The sequence below is a fragment of the Ruegeria sp. BB5 genome (assembly GCF_056539405.1).
Genome location: NZ_JBQFUX010000017.1, coordinates 1 through 16,155, shown reverse-complemented (window position 1 = coordinate 16,155; position 16,155 = coordinate 1). Strand labels below are relative to the sequence as shown.

The 16,155-nt window shown below is 55.4% G+C and carries 17 protein-coding genes and 2 pseudogenes; 8 read left to right on the top strand and 11 right to left on the bottom strand.

The window, feature by feature from the left end; genetic code table 11:
• Together ACR0DL_RS21255 and ACR0DL_RS21250 are read left to right on the top strand one after the other, a co-directional pair.
• Positions 1-103: pseudogene (locus ACR0DL_RS21255) on the top strand (bifunctional methylenetetrahydrofolate dehydrogenase/methenyltetrahydrofolate cyclohydrolase); the annotation flags it as partial.
• Between the two features lie 170 nt (positions 104-273).
• Positions 274-582, top strand: a complete 309-nt coding sequence (locus tag ACR0DL_RS21250; RefSeq protein ID WP_480691238.1) for a hypothetical protein — start codon at positions 274-276, stop codon at positions 580-582.
• Here ACR0DL_RS21250 and ACR0DL_RS21245 read toward each other — a convergent pair.
• Complete coding sequence (locus tag ACR0DL_RS21245; RefSeq protein ID WP_480691236.1) at positions 567-1,409, bottom strand: EamA family transporter; 843 nt, start codon at positions 1,407-1,409, stop codon at positions 567-569. The two genes, ACR0DL_RS21250 and ACR0DL_RS21245, sit on opposite strands and share 16 nt — an antisense overlap.
• 141 nt (positions 1,410-1,550) lie before the next feature.
• On the opposite strand from ACR0DL_RS21245, the gene ACR0DL_RS21240 reads away from it, so the two are divergent.
• Positions 1,551-1,985 carry a group II truncated hemoglobin gene (locus ACR0DL_RS21240; RefSeq protein WP_170352105.1) on the top strand — a complete coding sequence of 145 codons (435 nt, stop codon included), beginning with the start codon at positions 1,551-1,553 and terminating at the stop codon, positions 1,983-1,985.
• Positions 1,986-1,995: 10 nt separating this feature from the next.
• Here the strand turns inward: ACR0DL_RS21240 and ACR0DL_RS21235 are convergent, their stop codons facing one another.
• The 7 genes from ACR0DL_RS21235 to ACR0DL_RS21205 form a co-directional block, all read right to left on the bottom strand.
• Entirely contained in the window at positions 1,996-2,706 is a 711-nt protein-coding gene (locus ACR0DL_RS21235; RefSeq protein WP_480691234.1) for a type 1 glutamine amidotransferase, read from the bottom strand.
• Between the two features lie 64 nt (positions 2,707-2,770).
• Positions 2,771-4,099, bottom strand: a complete 1,329-nt coding sequence (gene glnT, locus ACR0DL_RS21230) for a type III glutamate--ammonia ligase (protein WP_170362875.1) — start codon at positions 4,097-4,099, stop codon at positions 2,771-2,773.
• 79 nt (positions 4,100-4,178) lie between these two features.
• Complete coding sequence (locus ACR0DL_RS21225) at positions 4,179-5,507, bottom strand: FMN-binding glutamate synthase family protein (RefSeq protein ID WP_170352119.1); 1,329 nt, start codon at positions 5,505-5,507, stop codon at positions 4,179-4,181.
• A gap of 20 nt (positions 5,508-5,527) precedes the next feature.
• Positions 5,528-6,211, bottom strand: coding sequence for a GltB/FmdC/FwdC-like GXGXG domain-containing protein (locus ACR0DL_RS21220; RefSeq protein ID WP_170362873.1), 684 nt, complete (start codon positions 6,209-6,211; stop codon positions 5,528-5,530).
• A gap of 1 nt (position 6,212) precedes the next feature.
• Positions 6,213-7,142: a class II glutamine amidotransferase gene (locus ACR0DL_RS21215; RefSeq protein WP_170533705.1), complete on the bottom strand. Its 930-nt coding sequence runs from the start codon at positions 7,140-7,142 to the stop codon at positions 6,213-6,215.
• A gap of 146 nt (positions 7,143-7,288) precedes the next feature.
• Positions 7,289-7,504 carry a hypothetical protein gene (locus ACR0DL_RS21210; protein ID WP_170352110.1) on the bottom strand — a complete coding sequence of 72 codons (216 nt, stop codon included), beginning with the start codon at positions 7,502-7,504 and terminating at the stop codon, positions 7,289-7,291.
• Between the two features lie 11 nt (positions 7,505-7,515).
• Positions 7,516-8,889: an ammonium transporter gene (locus tag ACR0DL_RS21205; protein ID WP_170362869.1), complete on the bottom strand. Its 1,374-nt coding sequence runs from the start codon at positions 8,887-8,889 to the stop codon at positions 7,516-7,518.
• A gap of 342 nt (positions 8,890-9,231) precedes the next feature.
• On the opposite strand from ACR0DL_RS21205, the gene ACR0DL_RS21200 reads away from it, so the two are divergent.
• From ACR0DL_RS21200 to ACR0DL_RS21180, 5 genes are read left to right on the top strand one after another with little or no spacing between them, the layout of a single operon-like run.
• Complete coding sequence (locus tag ACR0DL_RS21200) at positions 9,232-10,377, top strand: aminomethyl transferase family protein (RefSeq protein ID WP_480691232.1); 1,146 nt, start codon at positions 9,232-9,234, stop codon at positions 10,375-10,377.
• Positions 10,378-10,432: 55 nt separating this feature from the next.
• The gene (locus ACR0DL_RS21195; protein WP_170379889.1) at positions 10,433-11,029 is read left to right on the top strand and encodes a dimethylamine monooxygenase subunit DmmA family protein; all 597 of its coding nucleotides are present in this window, start codon (positions 10,433-10,435) and stop codon (positions 11,027-11,029) included.
• Positions 11,026-11,988 (top strand): PDR/VanB family oxidoreductase, encoded by a 963-nt coding sequence (locus ACR0DL_RS21190; protein ID WP_170362863.1) that lies wholly within the window; start codon positions 11,026-11,028, stop codon positions 11,986-11,988. The genes ACR0DL_RS21195 and ACR0DL_RS21190 overlap by 4 nt, the downstream gene beginning before the upstream one ends.
• Positions 11,989-12,001: 13 nt before the next feature.
• Complete coding sequence (locus ACR0DL_RS21185) at positions 12,002-13,069, top strand: heme-dependent oxidative N-demethylase family protein (RefSeq protein ID WP_480691229.1); 1,068 nt, start codon at positions 12,002-12,004, stop codon at positions 13,067-13,069.
• Between the two features lie 28 nt (positions 13,070-13,097).
• The gene (locus ACR0DL_RS21180) at positions 13,098-13,595 is read left to right on the top strand and encodes a GNAT family N-acetyltransferase (protein ID WP_170554134.1); all 498 of its coding nucleotides are present in this window, start codon (positions 13,098-13,100) and stop codon (positions 13,593-13,595) included.
• On the opposite strand, the gene ACR0DL_RS21175 is transcribed toward ACR0DL_RS21180, so the two are convergent.
• The 3 genes and pseudogenes from ACR0DL_RS21175 to ACR0DL_RS21165 all read right to left on the bottom strand — a co-directional run.
• A complete protein-coding gene (locus ACR0DL_RS21175) occupies positions 13,573-14,229 on the bottom strand; it encodes a helix-turn-helix domain-containing protein (RefSeq protein ID WP_170352117.1) in 657 nt (218 codons plus the stop codon). The two genes, ACR0DL_RS21180 and ACR0DL_RS21175, sit on opposite strands and share 23 nt — an antisense overlap.
• Before the next feature lie 525 nt (positions 14,230-14,754).
• Positions 14,755-16,038 carry a glycerate kinase type-2 family protein gene (locus ACR0DL_RS21170; RefSeq protein ID WP_480691227.1) on the bottom strand — a complete coding sequence of 428 codons (1,284 nt, stop codon included), beginning with the start codon at positions 16,036-16,038 and terminating at the stop codon, positions 14,755-14,757.
• A gap of 7 nt (positions 16,039-16,045) precedes the next feature.
• A pseudogene (locus tag ACR0DL_RS21165) lies at positions 16,046-16,155 on the bottom strand (CoA ester lyase); the annotation flags it as partial.

Genomic DNA, 16,155 nt, shown 5'->3' with positions numbered 1-16,155 from the left:
CGGTGGCGTCGGACCGATGACCATTGCCTGCCTGCTGGCCAACACACTGACCGCCTGCTGCCGCGCAAACGCCTTGCCAGAGCCCGAAGGCCTGACAGCTTGAGATTTGCTGCCGTTCTTCGATCAGGCGGTAGCAAGTCTGCTAGTTCAAAAGTGCTACAATATTGGCGTTTGGCGGGCCGCGCCACGCGTATGGTGATAGTATCAATTGGCCACTCTTCGACGAATGTTGCACGCGTCCGCGCTTTAATACCCCGCGCGGCACAAACAGACATGGCACTGGATCAGCAATTCTGGGGCAAAGATATGTCGCAGGACGAATGTCAAACTCAGATCAAACAACTGAACGGGGCGGTGGATGTCTATGCTGTCCTTCTTTTACCTGACGTACCTGCGCATATTGACGTACTCATCCTGCGAAGTGAATTGCAGAGACACAAAGACCTCATTCGCCCCGGGGCATGGCACTATCCCGGACCCGTTCGTCCGGGCGAAGTTGATTGCATACTGAACAGTGCGATTGCAGCCCATCAGGCCCATAGGGTTGCGCTGGATAAAAGAGATGCTCAGATCGCGAGATAGCCAATTCCGACAAAAGCAATGATGCATCCAAGCCATTGAAAGAAAGCCATTTCCTCTCGCAAAATTGCCCAAGCCAATACAACGGTAAACAACCCGAAGATCGACGCTGTAACGGACGCGTATTGGGCATTAGGCAACCCCCCAGCAGACACAACGCACAGAATTGCCACCGCATCGAGCGCACCCATCAGGCACAACAGGGGCAGGGCTCGTGTGCCCGGCCAAAGCGACTTGCGAGATGCAATAGCGATTGCTGCCAGCACAGGGATAGCGGTCAGACGGCCAATCAATGAAACAGTGAATTCGTCGCCCAGTTCGGCTGCATACTGACCCAAAGCGAAGGTTGCAGCGAACCCGACTGCAGCGAGTATGGAAAAGGCAATCGTCGGCCCGGCGGCAGGGTACTCTGTACTGTCGTCGGATCGAGTCGATACAATGGACACGCCGGCACCAATGGCAATGATTGCCAGCCAATGCCAGATGCTGACCTCGGAACCGCGCCAAATCGCAAGTGTGACAGACAGGACCGGATAGCTGGCGACAAGCGGGGCAACCAGACGTACAGGCCCGCGCTGAAACGCGGCATACATGCTGAGGCCAGCCAGCAAGTAAAAGCCGCCCGCTACAACTGCGTAGGACACTGCCTTGGCGGACATAGGGGCGAACCCAGCCCAAATTGCCACAAGACCGAACTGTAACAGTGCCCCTGCAACCAGCACGGCCATCAATGCGGCAATGACACTGACGGTCTGGCTGACATATCGCACGGCAAGATCGTGAAAACCCCAGCACAATGCTGCCAGCAGACCCAGTGCAAGGGCACTCATCCGGTCACCTCGCGCAACTTGGAATGCCCGGAAATTTCGTATCCTTCTCTCGATATCAACCGCGCCAACATGTCACTGGTGATAAACTTATTTTCCTGATATGCAATATTTATTGACAACGGCAGCTCGGAGAAGAGACCTATGTCATCGGCTTTGGATCAACTCGGTGGCGAAGAAAAGCTGCGGACTCTTGTCGAGCGGTTCTACGACCGAATGGAGACCGACCCGGCGGTGCATTCGCTGCACAGGCTACATTTTCGCGGTCATGGGTTGTCTCATACAAGACAGGCGCAGTTCGAATTCCTGAGCGGGTTTTTGGGCGGTCGTGCATATTATCGTGAGCGATTTGGTCATATGGACTTGCGAGAAATCCACGCGCATGTGCCGATACGTGAAGCGGATGCCGAGCTTTGGCTGGAAACTTTTGACGCCGCGTTGGCAGATTGCGAAATGGACGGTCCAGTGGTGGACAAAATGCGCACAACATTGCGCCGCGCTGCGCTGATGCTTGTCAACGATGTCCCCGATTGGAGGGTTGAAGCAGACAGCGAAAAGAACCTTGAGGTTCCGGGTTGATCGCGTGTGATCAGATCTGTCGTAATCTGTTATAGATACTGGATGTTATCTTGAATTGTTCTTCAACTATTTTGTCGCTGTCAGAAACCATTTCCCACGCTGCATCTGCAGAGCCAAGCCAATCAACGGCGCATTGATGGTTGGCGGGGTCGCCCATCCACGATTGGATCGTGCCCTGAACAAGTTCGGGGTGAAATTGTACGCTCCACGCACAGTCCGAAACCCGCAATGCCTGAACAGCAGAGGCATCAGATTGTGCCAGAATTGATGAGTCGGCTGGCAGATCAACAGCTTCAACTCCATGCCATTGAAGCACCCGGAATTGATGGGGTAGGGGTTCGAACAGCGGATCACCCCGCGTGTTATCAGTCAGATTGATGGAATGCACACCAATCTCGGGCTTTTGCATGCGTGCGCATTTCCCACCCAGCGCGTCAACCAAAAGTTGGTGGCCCAGACAAATACCAAAGTAAGGACGTTTGAAGTCTTGAACCCAAGTCCTGATTGCTTGCTTCTCACGCACAAGCCATGGGTTAGCTTCGATTTCCCAGACGTCCATCGGACCGCCAAGAACAAGAAGTAAATCAAACTCGTCGAGCTGCGGGATCGGTTGACCATCATAGAGATGCACAATACTGGCCGTATCACCGCATGACGAAATGTGCTCCAGAAATGCTCCGGGGTTTTCGCCCGGCGTATGCTGGAAAATCAGTATGTTCACGAGGTACGGGTCTCTGCCTAACCGAAGGGGTGGGGCAGCAGAATTTCTGCAGCCCCTGATTTGTTTAGATGTCGAGTGTGTGGTCTTTTTCCCAGCGTGAGAAATGACTGACGAAGGAGTTCCACTCCTGGTGTTTCATTTTGAGGAATGCGCTTGAGAATTCCTGACCCATCATGGCTTTCAGCTCAGTATCGTTGTCGTATTCGCGTAATCCGTCGAGCATGTTCAGCGGCAGTTTAGGGGCGTCGGTGACGGTGTGTCCTTCGGCATACATGTCGATGTCCCAACGCCGTCCCGGATCAGCCTTCGAGCGGATGCCGGACAGGCCCGCGGCGATGATGACCGCCTGCAGCAGATAGGGGTTGGTGGCCCCGTCGGCCAGACGCAACTCGAAACGGCCCGGGCCGGGAACTCGGACCATATGGGTGCGGTTGTTGCCAGTCCAGGTCACGGTATTGGGAGCCCAGGTCGCGCCCGACATGGTGCGCGGCGCGTTGATGCGCTTGTAGCTGTTCACGGTCGGGTTGGTGATCGCGGCCAGAGCACTTGCATGTTTCATGATCCCGCCCAGGAAGTACTTACCCTGTTCACCCAGCCCAACCTCGCCAGTCGGGCCTTCGCCTTCACCGGCAAAGACGTTCGTTTTGGACTCTGCCCCAGGCGCATCCCAGACCGAGATATGGGCGTGGCAACCATTACCAGTCAGCCCTTCAACGGGCTTGGGCATGAAAGTAGCGCGGAAGCCGTGTTTTTCGGCCACCGACTTTGTCATGAACTTGAAGAAGGAGTGCTTGTCCGCGGTGCGCAGGACATCGTCGAACTCCCAGTTCATTTCGAACTGGCCATTGGCGTCTTCGTGGTCGTTCTGATAGGGTCCCCAGCCCAATTCCAGCATGTAGTCGCAGATCTCGCGCACCACGTCATAGCGGCGCATCACCGCCTGCTGATCATAGCAAGGTTTTTCGGCGGTATCGAACGGGTCGCTGATTTGCTCGCCATCAGGGGTCAACAGGAAGAACTCGGCCTCGATGCCGGTCTTGACATGCATGCCCATTTCGGCGGCCTCGCCGATCAGGCGTCTCAACACGTTGCGTGGAGCCTGAGCGACGTCCTTGCCTTCCATCACACAGTTGCCAGCAACCCAAGCCACCTCGGGTTTCCACGGCAATTGAATGACTGAGGAGGGGTCCGGCACTGCCAACATGTCAGGATGCGCCGGGGTCATGTCCAACCAGGTAGCAAACCCGGCAAAACCCGCGCCATCTTCTTGCATGTCGGCTATCGCCTGTGCGGGCACTAGCTTAGCCCGCTGCCCACCGAACAGGTCGGTGAAAGAGATCATGAAGTATTTGACGCCTTTTTCTTTTGCGAAAGCTGCGAGATCTGTCGTCACGATGGCTTTCCTTTCCCTGTTGTTTTTCGTTGTTCAAATGCAAAACGCGGCCCTTGTCAGAGAGCCGCGCAATTATTTTTCAGAACCCTTCTTTGCCCGGGTACCAGCTGGTACCGGCCAAGGGCACTCGGGCCATCGCGGCTGCCTCCATGGTCAGGGCGCATAGGTCTTCGGGTTCGAGGTTGTGCAAGTGGTTGTGACCACAGGCCCGCGCGATGGTCTGTGCCTCAAGCGTCATCACCTTGAGATAGTTGCGCAGACGGCGTCCGGCCTCGACCGGGTTTAGGCGGGCGGCAAGATCGGGATCCTGTGTAGTAATGCCTGCTGGATCCTGACCTTCGTGCCAGTCGTCATAGGCTCCGGTGGTAGTGCCCAGCTTCTGATACTCGGCTTCCCATTTCGGATCGTTGTCGCCAAGCGCCACTAGCGCGGCGGTGCCAATGGCCACCGCATCCGCGCCAAGCGCCAAAGCTTTGGCGACATCGGCTCCGGTACGGATTCCGCCCGAGATCACCAGCTGAACCTCGCGATGCACACCCAGATCCTGCAGCGCCTGCACGGCAGGGCGAATGCACGAAAGCGTCGGTAGGCCCACATGTTCGATAAAGACGTCCTGCGTCGCGGCCGTACCGCCCTGCATCCCGTCCATCACCACCACATCGGCACCGGCCTTTACCGCCAATGCCGTATCATAATAGGGGCGGGTCGCGCCAACCTTGACATAGATCGGCACTTGCCAGTCTGTAATCTCACGTAATTCGAGGATCTTGATTTCCAGATCATCCGGGCCGGTCCAGTCAGGATGGCGACAGGCGGAGCGCTGGTCGATACCCTTGGGCAGGGTGCGCATTTCGGCCACACGGTCGCTAATCTTCTGTCCCAGCAGCATACCGCCGCCACCGGGTTTGGCACCCTGACCGACCACGATCTCGATCGCGTCGGCCTTCCTCAGGTCGTTTGGGTTCATGCCATAGCGCGAGGGCAGATACTGGTAGACCAGCTTGCTGGAGTGACCGCGTTCCTCGGGTGTCATGCCGCCGTCACCGGTGGTGGTTGACGTGCCAGCTGCCGATGCGCCCCGGCCCAAGGCTTCTTTCGCCGGCCCAGAGAGAGCGCCAAAGCTCATGCCCGCAATGGTGATCGGAATGTCCAGTTCGATCGGCTTCTTGGCAAAGCGCGTGCCCAGCGTTACCGACGTGTCGCAGCGTTCGCGGTAGCCTTCCAACGGATATCGTGACACCGACGCGCCCAGAAACAGCAAATCGTCAAAATGGGGCACCTTGCGCTTGGCACCGCCACCGCGGATGTCATAGATGCCCGTGGCTGCGGCGCGGCGGATCTCGGCATTGATCGGGTTGGAAAATGTCGCCGACTGGATCGGCAGGGTGCGGGGGATCTGATCGTCCATATCTTTCATACCCTTCTTCCTCAGTAAGCGGCGGAATTGTCGATGTCGAAGTTGTACAGTTCGCGAGCTGAGCCGTAGCGTTTGAACTCTTCCGGACTGGCGTCCGCGCCTGCGCGATCCAGCAGGTCCTTCAGAATCTCCAGGTGCTCGGGGCGCATTTCTTTCTCGATGCAGTCAGCGCCGAGACTTTTGACCGAGCCGCGCACGAACAGTCGCGCTTCATACAGCGAGTCGCCAAGCGCGTCGCCTGCATCGCCACAGACCACAAGGTTACCGGCCTGTGCCATAAAGGCCGACATGTGGCCGATACTGCCATGCACAACGATGTCGATGCCTTTCATCGAAATTCCGCAACGCGAGCTTGCATTGCCCTTGATCACAAGCAACCCGCCATGACCCGTGGCCCCGGCATACTGGCTGGCATCGCCATCGACGATCACCTGACCGGACATCATGTTCTCGGCCACGCCAGGCCCGACCGAGCCTTCAACCTTGACCGTCGCCTGCTGGTTCATGCCAGCGCAGTAGTAGCCGGTGGACCCCTTGACTGTCACTTCGATGGGCGCGTCCAGCCCGACGGCAATCGCGTGGCTGCCCTTGGGGTTCACAACCTCCCAGCTGGTTTGGTTCGTCTCGGTGGATTGCGATTGCAGCGTTGCGTTCAGCCCGCGCAGGCCGTTTGCTTCAAGATCATAGGTCTGCATGTCAGGCGGCCTTTTCCGTCGTTGTCGGGCTGTCGTTGTGGGACCAGAAGTAAACCGTTGCCGGTTCCGGCTCCCAGACGCGGGCGTCTTCAATGCCGGGCAGGTTCACAAGCGCCCGATATTCGCTGCCAAAGGCCACGTATTGATCGGTCTCGGCCATTACTGCCGGTTTGCAGGCGATCGGATCGCGGACCACGCCGAACCCATCCTTGGTGCCGACAACAAAGGTGAAGAAGCCATCCAGATCCTCAAGGCTGCTTTCCAGCGCCTCACCCAAGGTGGCCCCGTTCATCATCTTCCAGGTCAGATAGGCGGCACCGACCTCGGTATCGTTTTCGGTTTGGATTACCACTCCTTCGCGACGCAGCTTGCGGCGCAGCGAGTTGTGGTTTGACAGCGAGCCGTTGTGAACCAGACACTGATCGGGTCCGGTGTTGAACGGGTGCGCACCCATCGTCGTGACCGCAGATTCCGTCGCCATGCGTGTATGACCAATGCCATGCGTGCCGCTCATGCTGCTGATGTCAAAGCGCGCAGCCACGTCTTTGGGTAGGCCAACTTCCTTGTAGATCTCCAGCATCTCGCCCCGGCTCATGATCCGGACCGAAGGCCGGATCTCTGCCAACGCGGCCCGTGCCGCTTCAAACTGCCCGGCCGGAACGTCCAGCACAGTGTGCGTGTCATTATCAGTCTGGCTTACAATCGCGCCCAAGTGCTGCCCCAGCTCTTCGGCTAGACCGGCAAAGTCTTCCTTGGGATTGGGTGACTGCAGTGTCACCTTGGTCTTACCACCTGATTCCTCGCCATAAATCGCAATCCCTGCGCTGTCGGGGCCGCGATCCGTCATCGTGATCAGCATGTCTGTCAGCATATTGCCCAGTTGGGGCGCAAGAGACTGGTCTTTGAGGAATAATCCAACAATTCCGCACATGGCTGGCAGATCTCCTTGTGTGTTTCGTTATGATTCTACGGTACCAACAATTCAAACGGACATCAATAATCATAGGAAATAAATTTTCCTGAGAGGCAATGGGCAAGAATTTAGATTTATGCCCATTGCCAGCTTTCAAAGCCGGATCAGTATCGTTCCAGCTGTGCTTTCACTTTTTCTTCATCGCCGGTGTGACGGGCTTTCTCAAGGTGCTCGCCTTCCCGGACAAATTGGATGCGATGCCATCCGATCCAGAATATGACGCCCACAATGACCATCAGAACTTCGTAACCTTGGAAGGGATAGATTGGTCCGACTTCGGCCAGATCCACGGCCCAATTTGTATATCCATTGGTAGACATATTTTTCTCCCTTACTTAGCTGCTACGCCACGGGCAGCCAGTTCTTCCTTGTCGGCTGCAATAATCGCGGCTTTGGCGTCTTCGTAGGCATGGTGTTCAGCGTAATCGAGACCCTGAAGTTCAACTTCTTCCGGGATGCGCAGAACACCAGCGGCCGATTGAATTTTCGCCAGAATCCAACCTGGCAAGAAGCCAAGAACAAAGAACATGATGACAGCACCAGTGATTTGACCGACCGGGTTAATCGTCGCGTAGCCTTCATATGGAGAAGAAGGCACACCCCAGAGGACAAAGCCCGAAATCACCAAGCCAACGAACCCTGCGTAGCCATGCACGGCGACAGCCCCAACGGCATCATCCAGCTTGAACCGACGCTCAACCCAATAGTGCAGTTTATAAACGATCACGACACCGATGGCGGCAATGATCATTGCCTGGATCGGGTGATACAGATCGTTACCTGCCGAGGCGGTGATAATTCCGGCCAGACCGCCCGAGAATGTCCAGAAGGCGTCGCCTTTGGAAACCACATACGCTGCCATCAACCCGCCGGACAGCGACATCAGGAAGTTGAAGGTAATCGCGGAGAGCGTAGTTGGGGCCAGATAGATGTTGGTTGCGGTCCAAGTCACACCTGTGATTTGACCGTCAATTGCCTCAGGCGAGATCGCTGGAACGTTACACGCGGCGTAGAAGCCCCAGAAACCAGTGTAGATAAGGAATATCCCGATGGTTAGCATCCAGGGGTTGTGCGGCGGAATATCCCGCGGCGTACCGTCCTTGGCAAATTTACCCAGGCGTGGACCCAGAACCATAATCACGCCAAGCGCGTAACCACCTGCAATCGCGTGGATAACGCCTGAAGCATAGGCGTCGTGGTATCCAAGAAGGCGTACCATCCAGCCGCCATAGTGCCAGCCCCACGCAGCGTCTATGATCCACCAAACAGAACCAATCATCACAGCATGGACCCACAGGGCAGAGGATCTGATCCGCTCGATTACAGAACCTGAAACGATCGAGGCGGCAGTCCATGAGAACAGCAAGAACGCGGCCCAGAAGACGCCGGTGATTCTGTCACTTAAATTGGTCGCCATCGTATCTGCCCAGGGCAGATTGGCAGCGCCCGCTTCGGTGTCCAGACCGCCCCAGAACGGAAAGTTCGGAAAGGCCCAGTAAATCCACCATCCAAAGAAGAAGAACGTGACCGTTACCAGCGGGATGATCATGATGTTTTTCATCAATGTGTGCATATGGTTGCGGGCACGACTGGCACCGACCTCGTACATGCAAAAGCCCACATGGATCAGGAACATGAAAACGACCGTTACCCAGTAGTAGAACTCGGTAAAGACCGTCGTTAGTGCATTTAGATTACCATCCACTTCGTAGTCTCCCTGTTGTTGCAGCAGGAGGTCTTTCTGCGAAGAATTTCCTGCTGGGAATATTTATCTACTCAGGGGACAATTTCATTGGCGACCTGTCAATAGATATGTGGGGCAAACATCTTTTAGGCATTTGGTTCATGCACTTTTAGGCCCATCGAAATTCAACCCATGGCATTGATAAATAACCACTTATGTCATTCTCGGTAATTTGTATTAGGGTGCACAAATTGCAGCCTAATATTCCCAACAGGAAAAAAATCTGCACATGGGTGTTGATTTTCAATCTGACATCGGCCTCAATATGGTCAAGAAAAAAGCAATCAACGGGAGAGCTGAACAATGGCCATTCTTTGGAGGACGTCCGCCCTTGCGCAGCGCCATGCCGAGATCGGCGGCGAGTTAGAAGACTGGAACGGTATGGGAACCGCATGGTTCTATGACCATAGCCCGGAACGCGCCAAGGCGGATTACGAAGCCATCCGTACTAAGGCCGGTCTGATGGATGTATCGGGTCTGAAAAAGGTTCACGTGGTCGGCGAAGATGCGGCTTATGTTATTGACCGCGTTACCACGCGGAACGTGGAAAAGATCATGCCGGGTCGGTCGACTTATGCGTCGATCCTGAATCCCGAGGGCAAGTTCGTTGACGATTGCATCATCTACCGCCTGTCAGTGAACACGTGGCTTGTCGTGCACGGCACAGGAACGGGCATGGAGCAGCTGACATCAGTGGCGGCTGGCAAGAATTGTTCGGTCATCTTTGACGACGACATGCACGACATGTCTTTGCAGGGACCGGTTGCGGTGGACTTCCTGGCCAAGCATGTTCCCGGAATTCGTGATCTGGCCTACTTCGGTATTATGCAAACCAAGCTCTATGGCTGCCCGGTGATGATTTCGCGGACCGGCTACACCGGTGAACGCGGGTACGAGATTTTCTGTCAGGCCAAGCATGCCGTGCACCTTTGGGACAACATCCTGGCTGAGGGCAATGATATGGGCATCGTTCCGGTCCAGTTCTCGACACTCGATCTGCTGCGAACCGAAAGCTACCTTCTGTTCTATCCAGGCGACAATTCGGAAACCTATCCGTTCGACGATGAAACATGCGGAGATACGCTTTGGGAGTTGGGCCTGGAATTTACAGTCTCACCGGGCAAAACTGGTTTTATCGGTGCCGAGAACCACTACGCCTCGAAAGGTAAAGAGCGGTTCAAGATCTACGGTGTCAAACTGGACGGTAAGATTCCGGCGGATGAGGGTGCGGATCTGCTGCAAAATGGCGAAAAGGTCGGCGTTGTCACCTTCGGCATGTATTCCGAGATCAATGGCCACAACGTAGGTATCGCGCGGATGCCAATCGCCTGTGCCTCACCCGGCACCCAGCTGACGGTACGAAACGGCGACGGGACAGAAATAGCAGCGACTGCGGAAGAGATGCCGTTCTACGACCAGGACAAATCGATCAGAACCGCAAAGGGCTGAGTTTAAGGGGGCGCAACGGACACACCGAGGCGCCCTTTTCCTATTTGAGGGCACAATGTCAAAGTTCGAATTTCCCAAGTCAATCGCAAGCCGCCCGGTCTGGGGTACGCTAGAGGTTCGCTCAGGTGAACATCATCTCATGATAGCCGAGGCCGAAGGGGCCGAAGCCGTTCTAGACATCGCGACACCTGACCTGATGGCCAAAACCCACTTGATCTATATTCCCAAAGGGACGGATTTCACGACAAAACTGCAAGCGCTGAATCCCGCGCAATTCTACGAAGGCCCGTCCTATGAGGCCGCGCTACAGCGCATTCGCCGTGTGCTGGAGGATGCGCATATGGGGTTGCAGGTCTATCTGACCGGCACAGAGGGCATGATGGGTCAGGCTATGAATGAGGTGATGGCTGTTGGCTTGCCACATACCGCGATCCAGACCGAGCATCGCGGCTCGACTGCGCGCCGTATGCAATGTGTGCACTGCAAGGGCATTACCGATGATGTCGAGGTCGATCCGTTTGTCTGCTCGCACTGTGGTTTAAACCTTTTTGTGCGCGACCACTATTCCCGCCGCCTTGCCGCCTATCAGGGCGTCCGCGTTGACGCCGAGGATCATGGGAACGTGCCCGAGCCGAAGGGAATCTACGAATGAGTGGCGCAGAGAAAATTCAGGTCAAAGTTACAGAAATTACTCCGCTGAACGAATTGGTAACACGGTTCCGGTTCGAACGCGTTGACGGCAGACAGTTGCCAACCTTTTCGGGCGGTGCACATACCGTGGTCGAAATGCAGGATGGCGGCATCACGCGGCTCAACCCTTATTCCCTGATGTCCGATCCGTTCGATCAATCATCCTATACGATCTCGGTTCGCCGCGACGATCAGGGCAGGGGAGGGTCGTTGTTCATGCACCGTCAGGTCAAGCTGGGCGACGAGATGACCATCAGCTACCCGGTCAACCTGTTCTCGCTTGATTTGCGGGCCCGCAAACATCTGTTTCTGGCCGGTGGTATCGGAATCACCCCGTTTCTGGCGCAGATCAAACAGCTCGAACTGCTGCACGGTCATTGGGAGCTGCACTATGCCTGTCGCAATCAGGCGCTGGCATCTTATGCGGATCAACTGACAGACAGGCATCCAAACGAAACGCATCTGTATTACGACGATCAGAATCAGGCGATTGATCTGGAAAACCTTCTCAGCGGGCAACCCCTGGGCACCCATGTCTATGTCTGCGGACCAAAGGGCATGATCGATTGGGTGCGCAATACTGCCGCTGCCGAAGGCTGGCCCGAAGATTGCGTGCATTACGAAGAGTTCTTGGCGCCTCAGCCCGGCAAACCGTTCGAAGTGCGTCTGGCGTCTTCCGACAAGGTCATTCATGTGGGTGAAAACGAAAGCCTTCTGGAGGCTATCGAGCGCGAAGGTGTCGACGCCCCGTATCTGTGCCGTGGCGGGGCCTGTGGCCAATGCGAAACCGTTGTGTTGGATCACGACGGCAATTTTGTTCATCGCGATCATTGGCTGACTGACGAAGAAAAGGCAGCAGGCAAGAAAATCATGCCCTGCGTATCGCGTTTCGAGGGCAAGTCCCTCGTGCTGGACCGCTGAGAGGAGGCCCACCATGACCATTCAATTCAACGACGAGTCCTTCCGCGACGACTATACGTTCCACAACTCGGAATGGGCGATCAAACGCTTTCCGTTTCCGTTCCACGAAGACAGCTACATGTATTCGGTCAACATGGAGCAGCATAGGGGCGGGCCCGAGGGCTCGGTCTATGAGATGCGGTTCGACGTGGATGAACACTATGTCTCGGAAATGAAAGACCGCGCCATCGTTCTGGATCAGGACCCGCTGCGCTGTCAGTCTCTGCCGCATATGACATTGGCGGGTTGGGACTTGCTGGAACTGATCATGGTCAGCAAATCCGAGGACTACCCGGACCTGTTCGAGCTGCACCGCAACGGAAACCAGTGGCGCTGGATCAACAAGCCACTGGGGATCGATCACAGCTTTACCTTCATGGATGAAACCACGCTGCCTTACGGGCCGATGGAGTACATTACCCGTCAGGCGCAAGGCGATTTCGCAGTGCTGGACCAGCGGGACGAAATGTTGTGGATGGACGCTGGTATGGTCACGACCCAGGCCGATTGGAGCCTGGATTTCGACATCGGCATGAATTTTTTCGAATGGCACGCGCCGGTTCCAAAAGCCCATGAAATGGGGATTTTCAAGCGCGCGCTGAAGTTTCTGCTGAACATTCAACAGGGCGCTCCAGCACGGCGGCTGAACTGGACCATGACGGTGAACCCGCTGTTGGATACCAGCCCGGAAAACTATCACAAATGGGGCATCCAAAAGACCACACTGACGCCCGAAAACATAGCCCAAAAGCAGCATCTTCGGGTCGAATTGCAAACATTCTTCCGATTGCCGCGATCAAACGCGCTAGTATTCCCAATCCGTTGTTATCTTTGCAGTTTTCAAGATCTGATGACGGTGCCGAAATGGGGTCGCCGGCTGCACCGTGTTGTTCGCGACCTTCCGGTTGAACTCGCCACCTACAAGGGGTTTATCGACAACCGCCCAATGATGTTGGACTACCTTAGTCAGTTTGACGACGGATTACCGACCTCTCCCGGTATATGGCCGGATCTGGAAACCGAGCCGCCTTTGTCAAAGTAAGCGATCACCTTGACGTGTCTTGGCTCATATGACTGATGCAGGCAAAACACCTTGGCTCATTCAGCCCGATGACTTCGCATTGTATGACGCGCTTGCACTGCTTCGCGCGTCATTTCGGTATATGGATGCCCGAATTAATCCTCCTTCGTCTATCCATAATCTAACAGTGGAAGGAATGCAGGCGCATTGTAGGGGTGGTGGTGAAATCTGGGCCATGGGCCAACCACTATTCGCGTGCATATTTTTGACGCCCAAAGCCAACAGCTTGTACCTAGGAAAGCTGGCGGTGAAGGAAGGAATGCGGGGGCGGGGTATCTGCCGCACTTTGGTAGATCACGCTGCAAGTCGTGCAGCAGACCTTGGTCTATCAGCGTTGGAACTGGAAACGCGCGTGGAACTCACTGAAAACCACCGTGTGTTTTCAAGGCTTGGATTTACAATCGTAAGTGCCGGCAGCCACGTCGGCTATGACAGACCCACGGATTTCTTGTTGCGCAAGCCGGTCAATTTGTCTGCGGATAGCTGATCACTGAAATGTAGCGTGCCGGCAGATTCACCAACCGTTCCGGACCATGCGGTGCGTCGGCGTCAAAGAACAAGGTGTCACCCGGTTTCAGGGGGTAAATCTTGTCTCCGTGGCGGTAATCTACCTCGCCTTCCAGCATGTAGATCGTCTCGATTCCATCATGTTGAAATGTTGGGAACACGTCGGATTCAACGGTCAGGGTGATCAGGTAGGGCTCTACGATTACCCCAGAACCGTTGGCACCAATATGCCCCAACAAATTATATTGATGATTGGCGCGTGTTCCTTCGCGCTCTAACTCGACGCCCTCACCCGCTTTGGTATGAACTGCCTCGCGGCGCTCTTCAAATTGTCTGAAAAAGCTTGTCAGAGGAACTGAAAGCGCATCAGCGAGCGATTGCAAAGTCGTCAGGGAGGGCGATGTGTTCCCGTTTTCGATCTTGGACAGCATACCAATCGACAATCCGGTCAGCTGAGCCAATTCCGCGACCGTAGTATTCTGCTTTTTGCGAAAAGCGCGAACCTCGCGACCAATGGCAACTTCAAGAACTTTTTCTCTGTCACCCGAGCGAACAGAATGCGGATCCTGTGTCAGATTTGTCGCCATTTCTTTGTCGTTTTTTTTCAATTTCATTCTTTCAATGTCTTGCTACACTTGTCCGAACGGGTTCTGCAACAAGACGACGTGCATTACCCAATCCAACTCGGTCTACTATAGCACCATTTTTTCCTGCTAGTAAAATAATGATGCTGACAGAAAAATTCTAGAACTCAAATTCCTATGACTAGACGGTTTTACCGATAGCATGCCTGACGTCGGTGATAGAACCGCCGTGGGTAGCAATCGAGAGTGTACCGAATCTGGATAATTGGTTGTACTAAAGCCTGAACGTTCGCATTGAAAACAACCATCTCTAACTCCGAGAGTGAGACAAAAAGGGGCCGCTCGAAATTCGAACATCAGAATTTCTTTGTCGACTATAAGTTGGTGTGACGACTACCCGACACCCTTGATCACTTTGCCATAGTTCGGCTTGGGTTCGAAATCGTTCCCCGCCAGCATCCAGCAATTGTGGTCGGTGTGTGTCTCTTTGATGAGTTTGAAACCTGAAGATCGCTTAATACAGATCTAAGTATCTGCTGATCTATTCGCGGGCTTTCAAACGTTAGACCCAAGCAGCATTACCTGAATGTCGGCTACATTGGTCCCGGTCGCTCCGGTCATCAGAAGATCACCAGACAGCGTCAAAGCCTTATGGCTGTCGTTGCTTGCCAACAGGGCGGTAGGGTCATGTCCCGACGCGCGGATTCGGGTGAGCGTCCCTGCATCCACTATCGCGCCAGCCGCCGAGGTTGGGCCGTCGCGGCCATCCGTACCACCGCTAAGAAAAACCCAATTTCCGGGTATCGTGCGGTCTTGCGTCAGTTGGGCGACGCGCAGTGCCAATTCCTGGTTGCGCCCGCCGCAACCCGTTCCTTGCAGACGTACAGTCGTTTCACCACCAAACAGCAGGGCGGTTGGGCGGTTCGAAGTGGCGGACAAGGCTGCTTGGAAAATCCGTTCAGCCGCGTCGGACACATCTCCAATCAACGCGTCGGACACAATTTCAGTACGGTAGTTCTGCGCCGCATAGCGAAACGCGGCTTCCAAACTAATTGTGTTCGACCCAATCAGGCTATTTGTCGCCTCAACTGCTATGGAATGTTCAGGAATACACTTCTCCAGATGGGCACGGACGGCTTTTGGTAGCCGGTGCCAGATCCCGGCCTCGATGCAGGTTCTGCGGGCGTCCGCGTGGCTGCCGATTGGTAAGGCGGTTGGTCCGCTGGCTACGGCCCGAAGATCATCACCGATGACATCCGACAGGATATACGCCGTGATCGGGGCAGGTGCGCCGTGCAGCAAAAACCCGCCGCCTTTGAGCTGGCTCAGGTGCTGGCGCACAAGGTTCATCTGAACGATGTCCAGCCCGGAAGACAACAAAACCTCATTGACCGCAATTTTGTCCAAAAGGGTCAAACCATCAACAGGCGCGGGAACCAAGGCCGACCCCCCGCCGGAGATCAGTGCAATGATTTGATCCTGCTTACGTGCTGCGCTGAGCAATGCGATGATCTGTCGCCCGGCTTTCAAACCGCGTTCATCCGGGATGGGGTGCCCGCTGGTCAAAACCGTCGCACCGGGGACTTCGCTCCGGTTATCGCTATGGGTTACGATCAGGGCGACATGATCGCCCTGAACATGCTGCAATGCCTCCTCCATCATGGCAGGGGCAGCCTTCCCAATTGCAATCAGGATGCTTCGCCCGCCATGTTCTGGTGATGGCAATGGGGCTGATTGCAACCGTTGGCGCAGGGACTTCGCCGGGTCCGCCGCGGCGACGGCTTCGGCAAAGATGGCGGCGGCTCTATCGCGCAGCGATATGGACGATTGCACAGTCATGATGCGATCAAGCCGCTGCGATCTGGCCTGCTTTTTCGACCAGCACTTCGGCCTGACGGATTGAGGCATAGTCGATCAGACGGCCATCCAGAGAAACCGCGCCTTTGCCCGCCGATT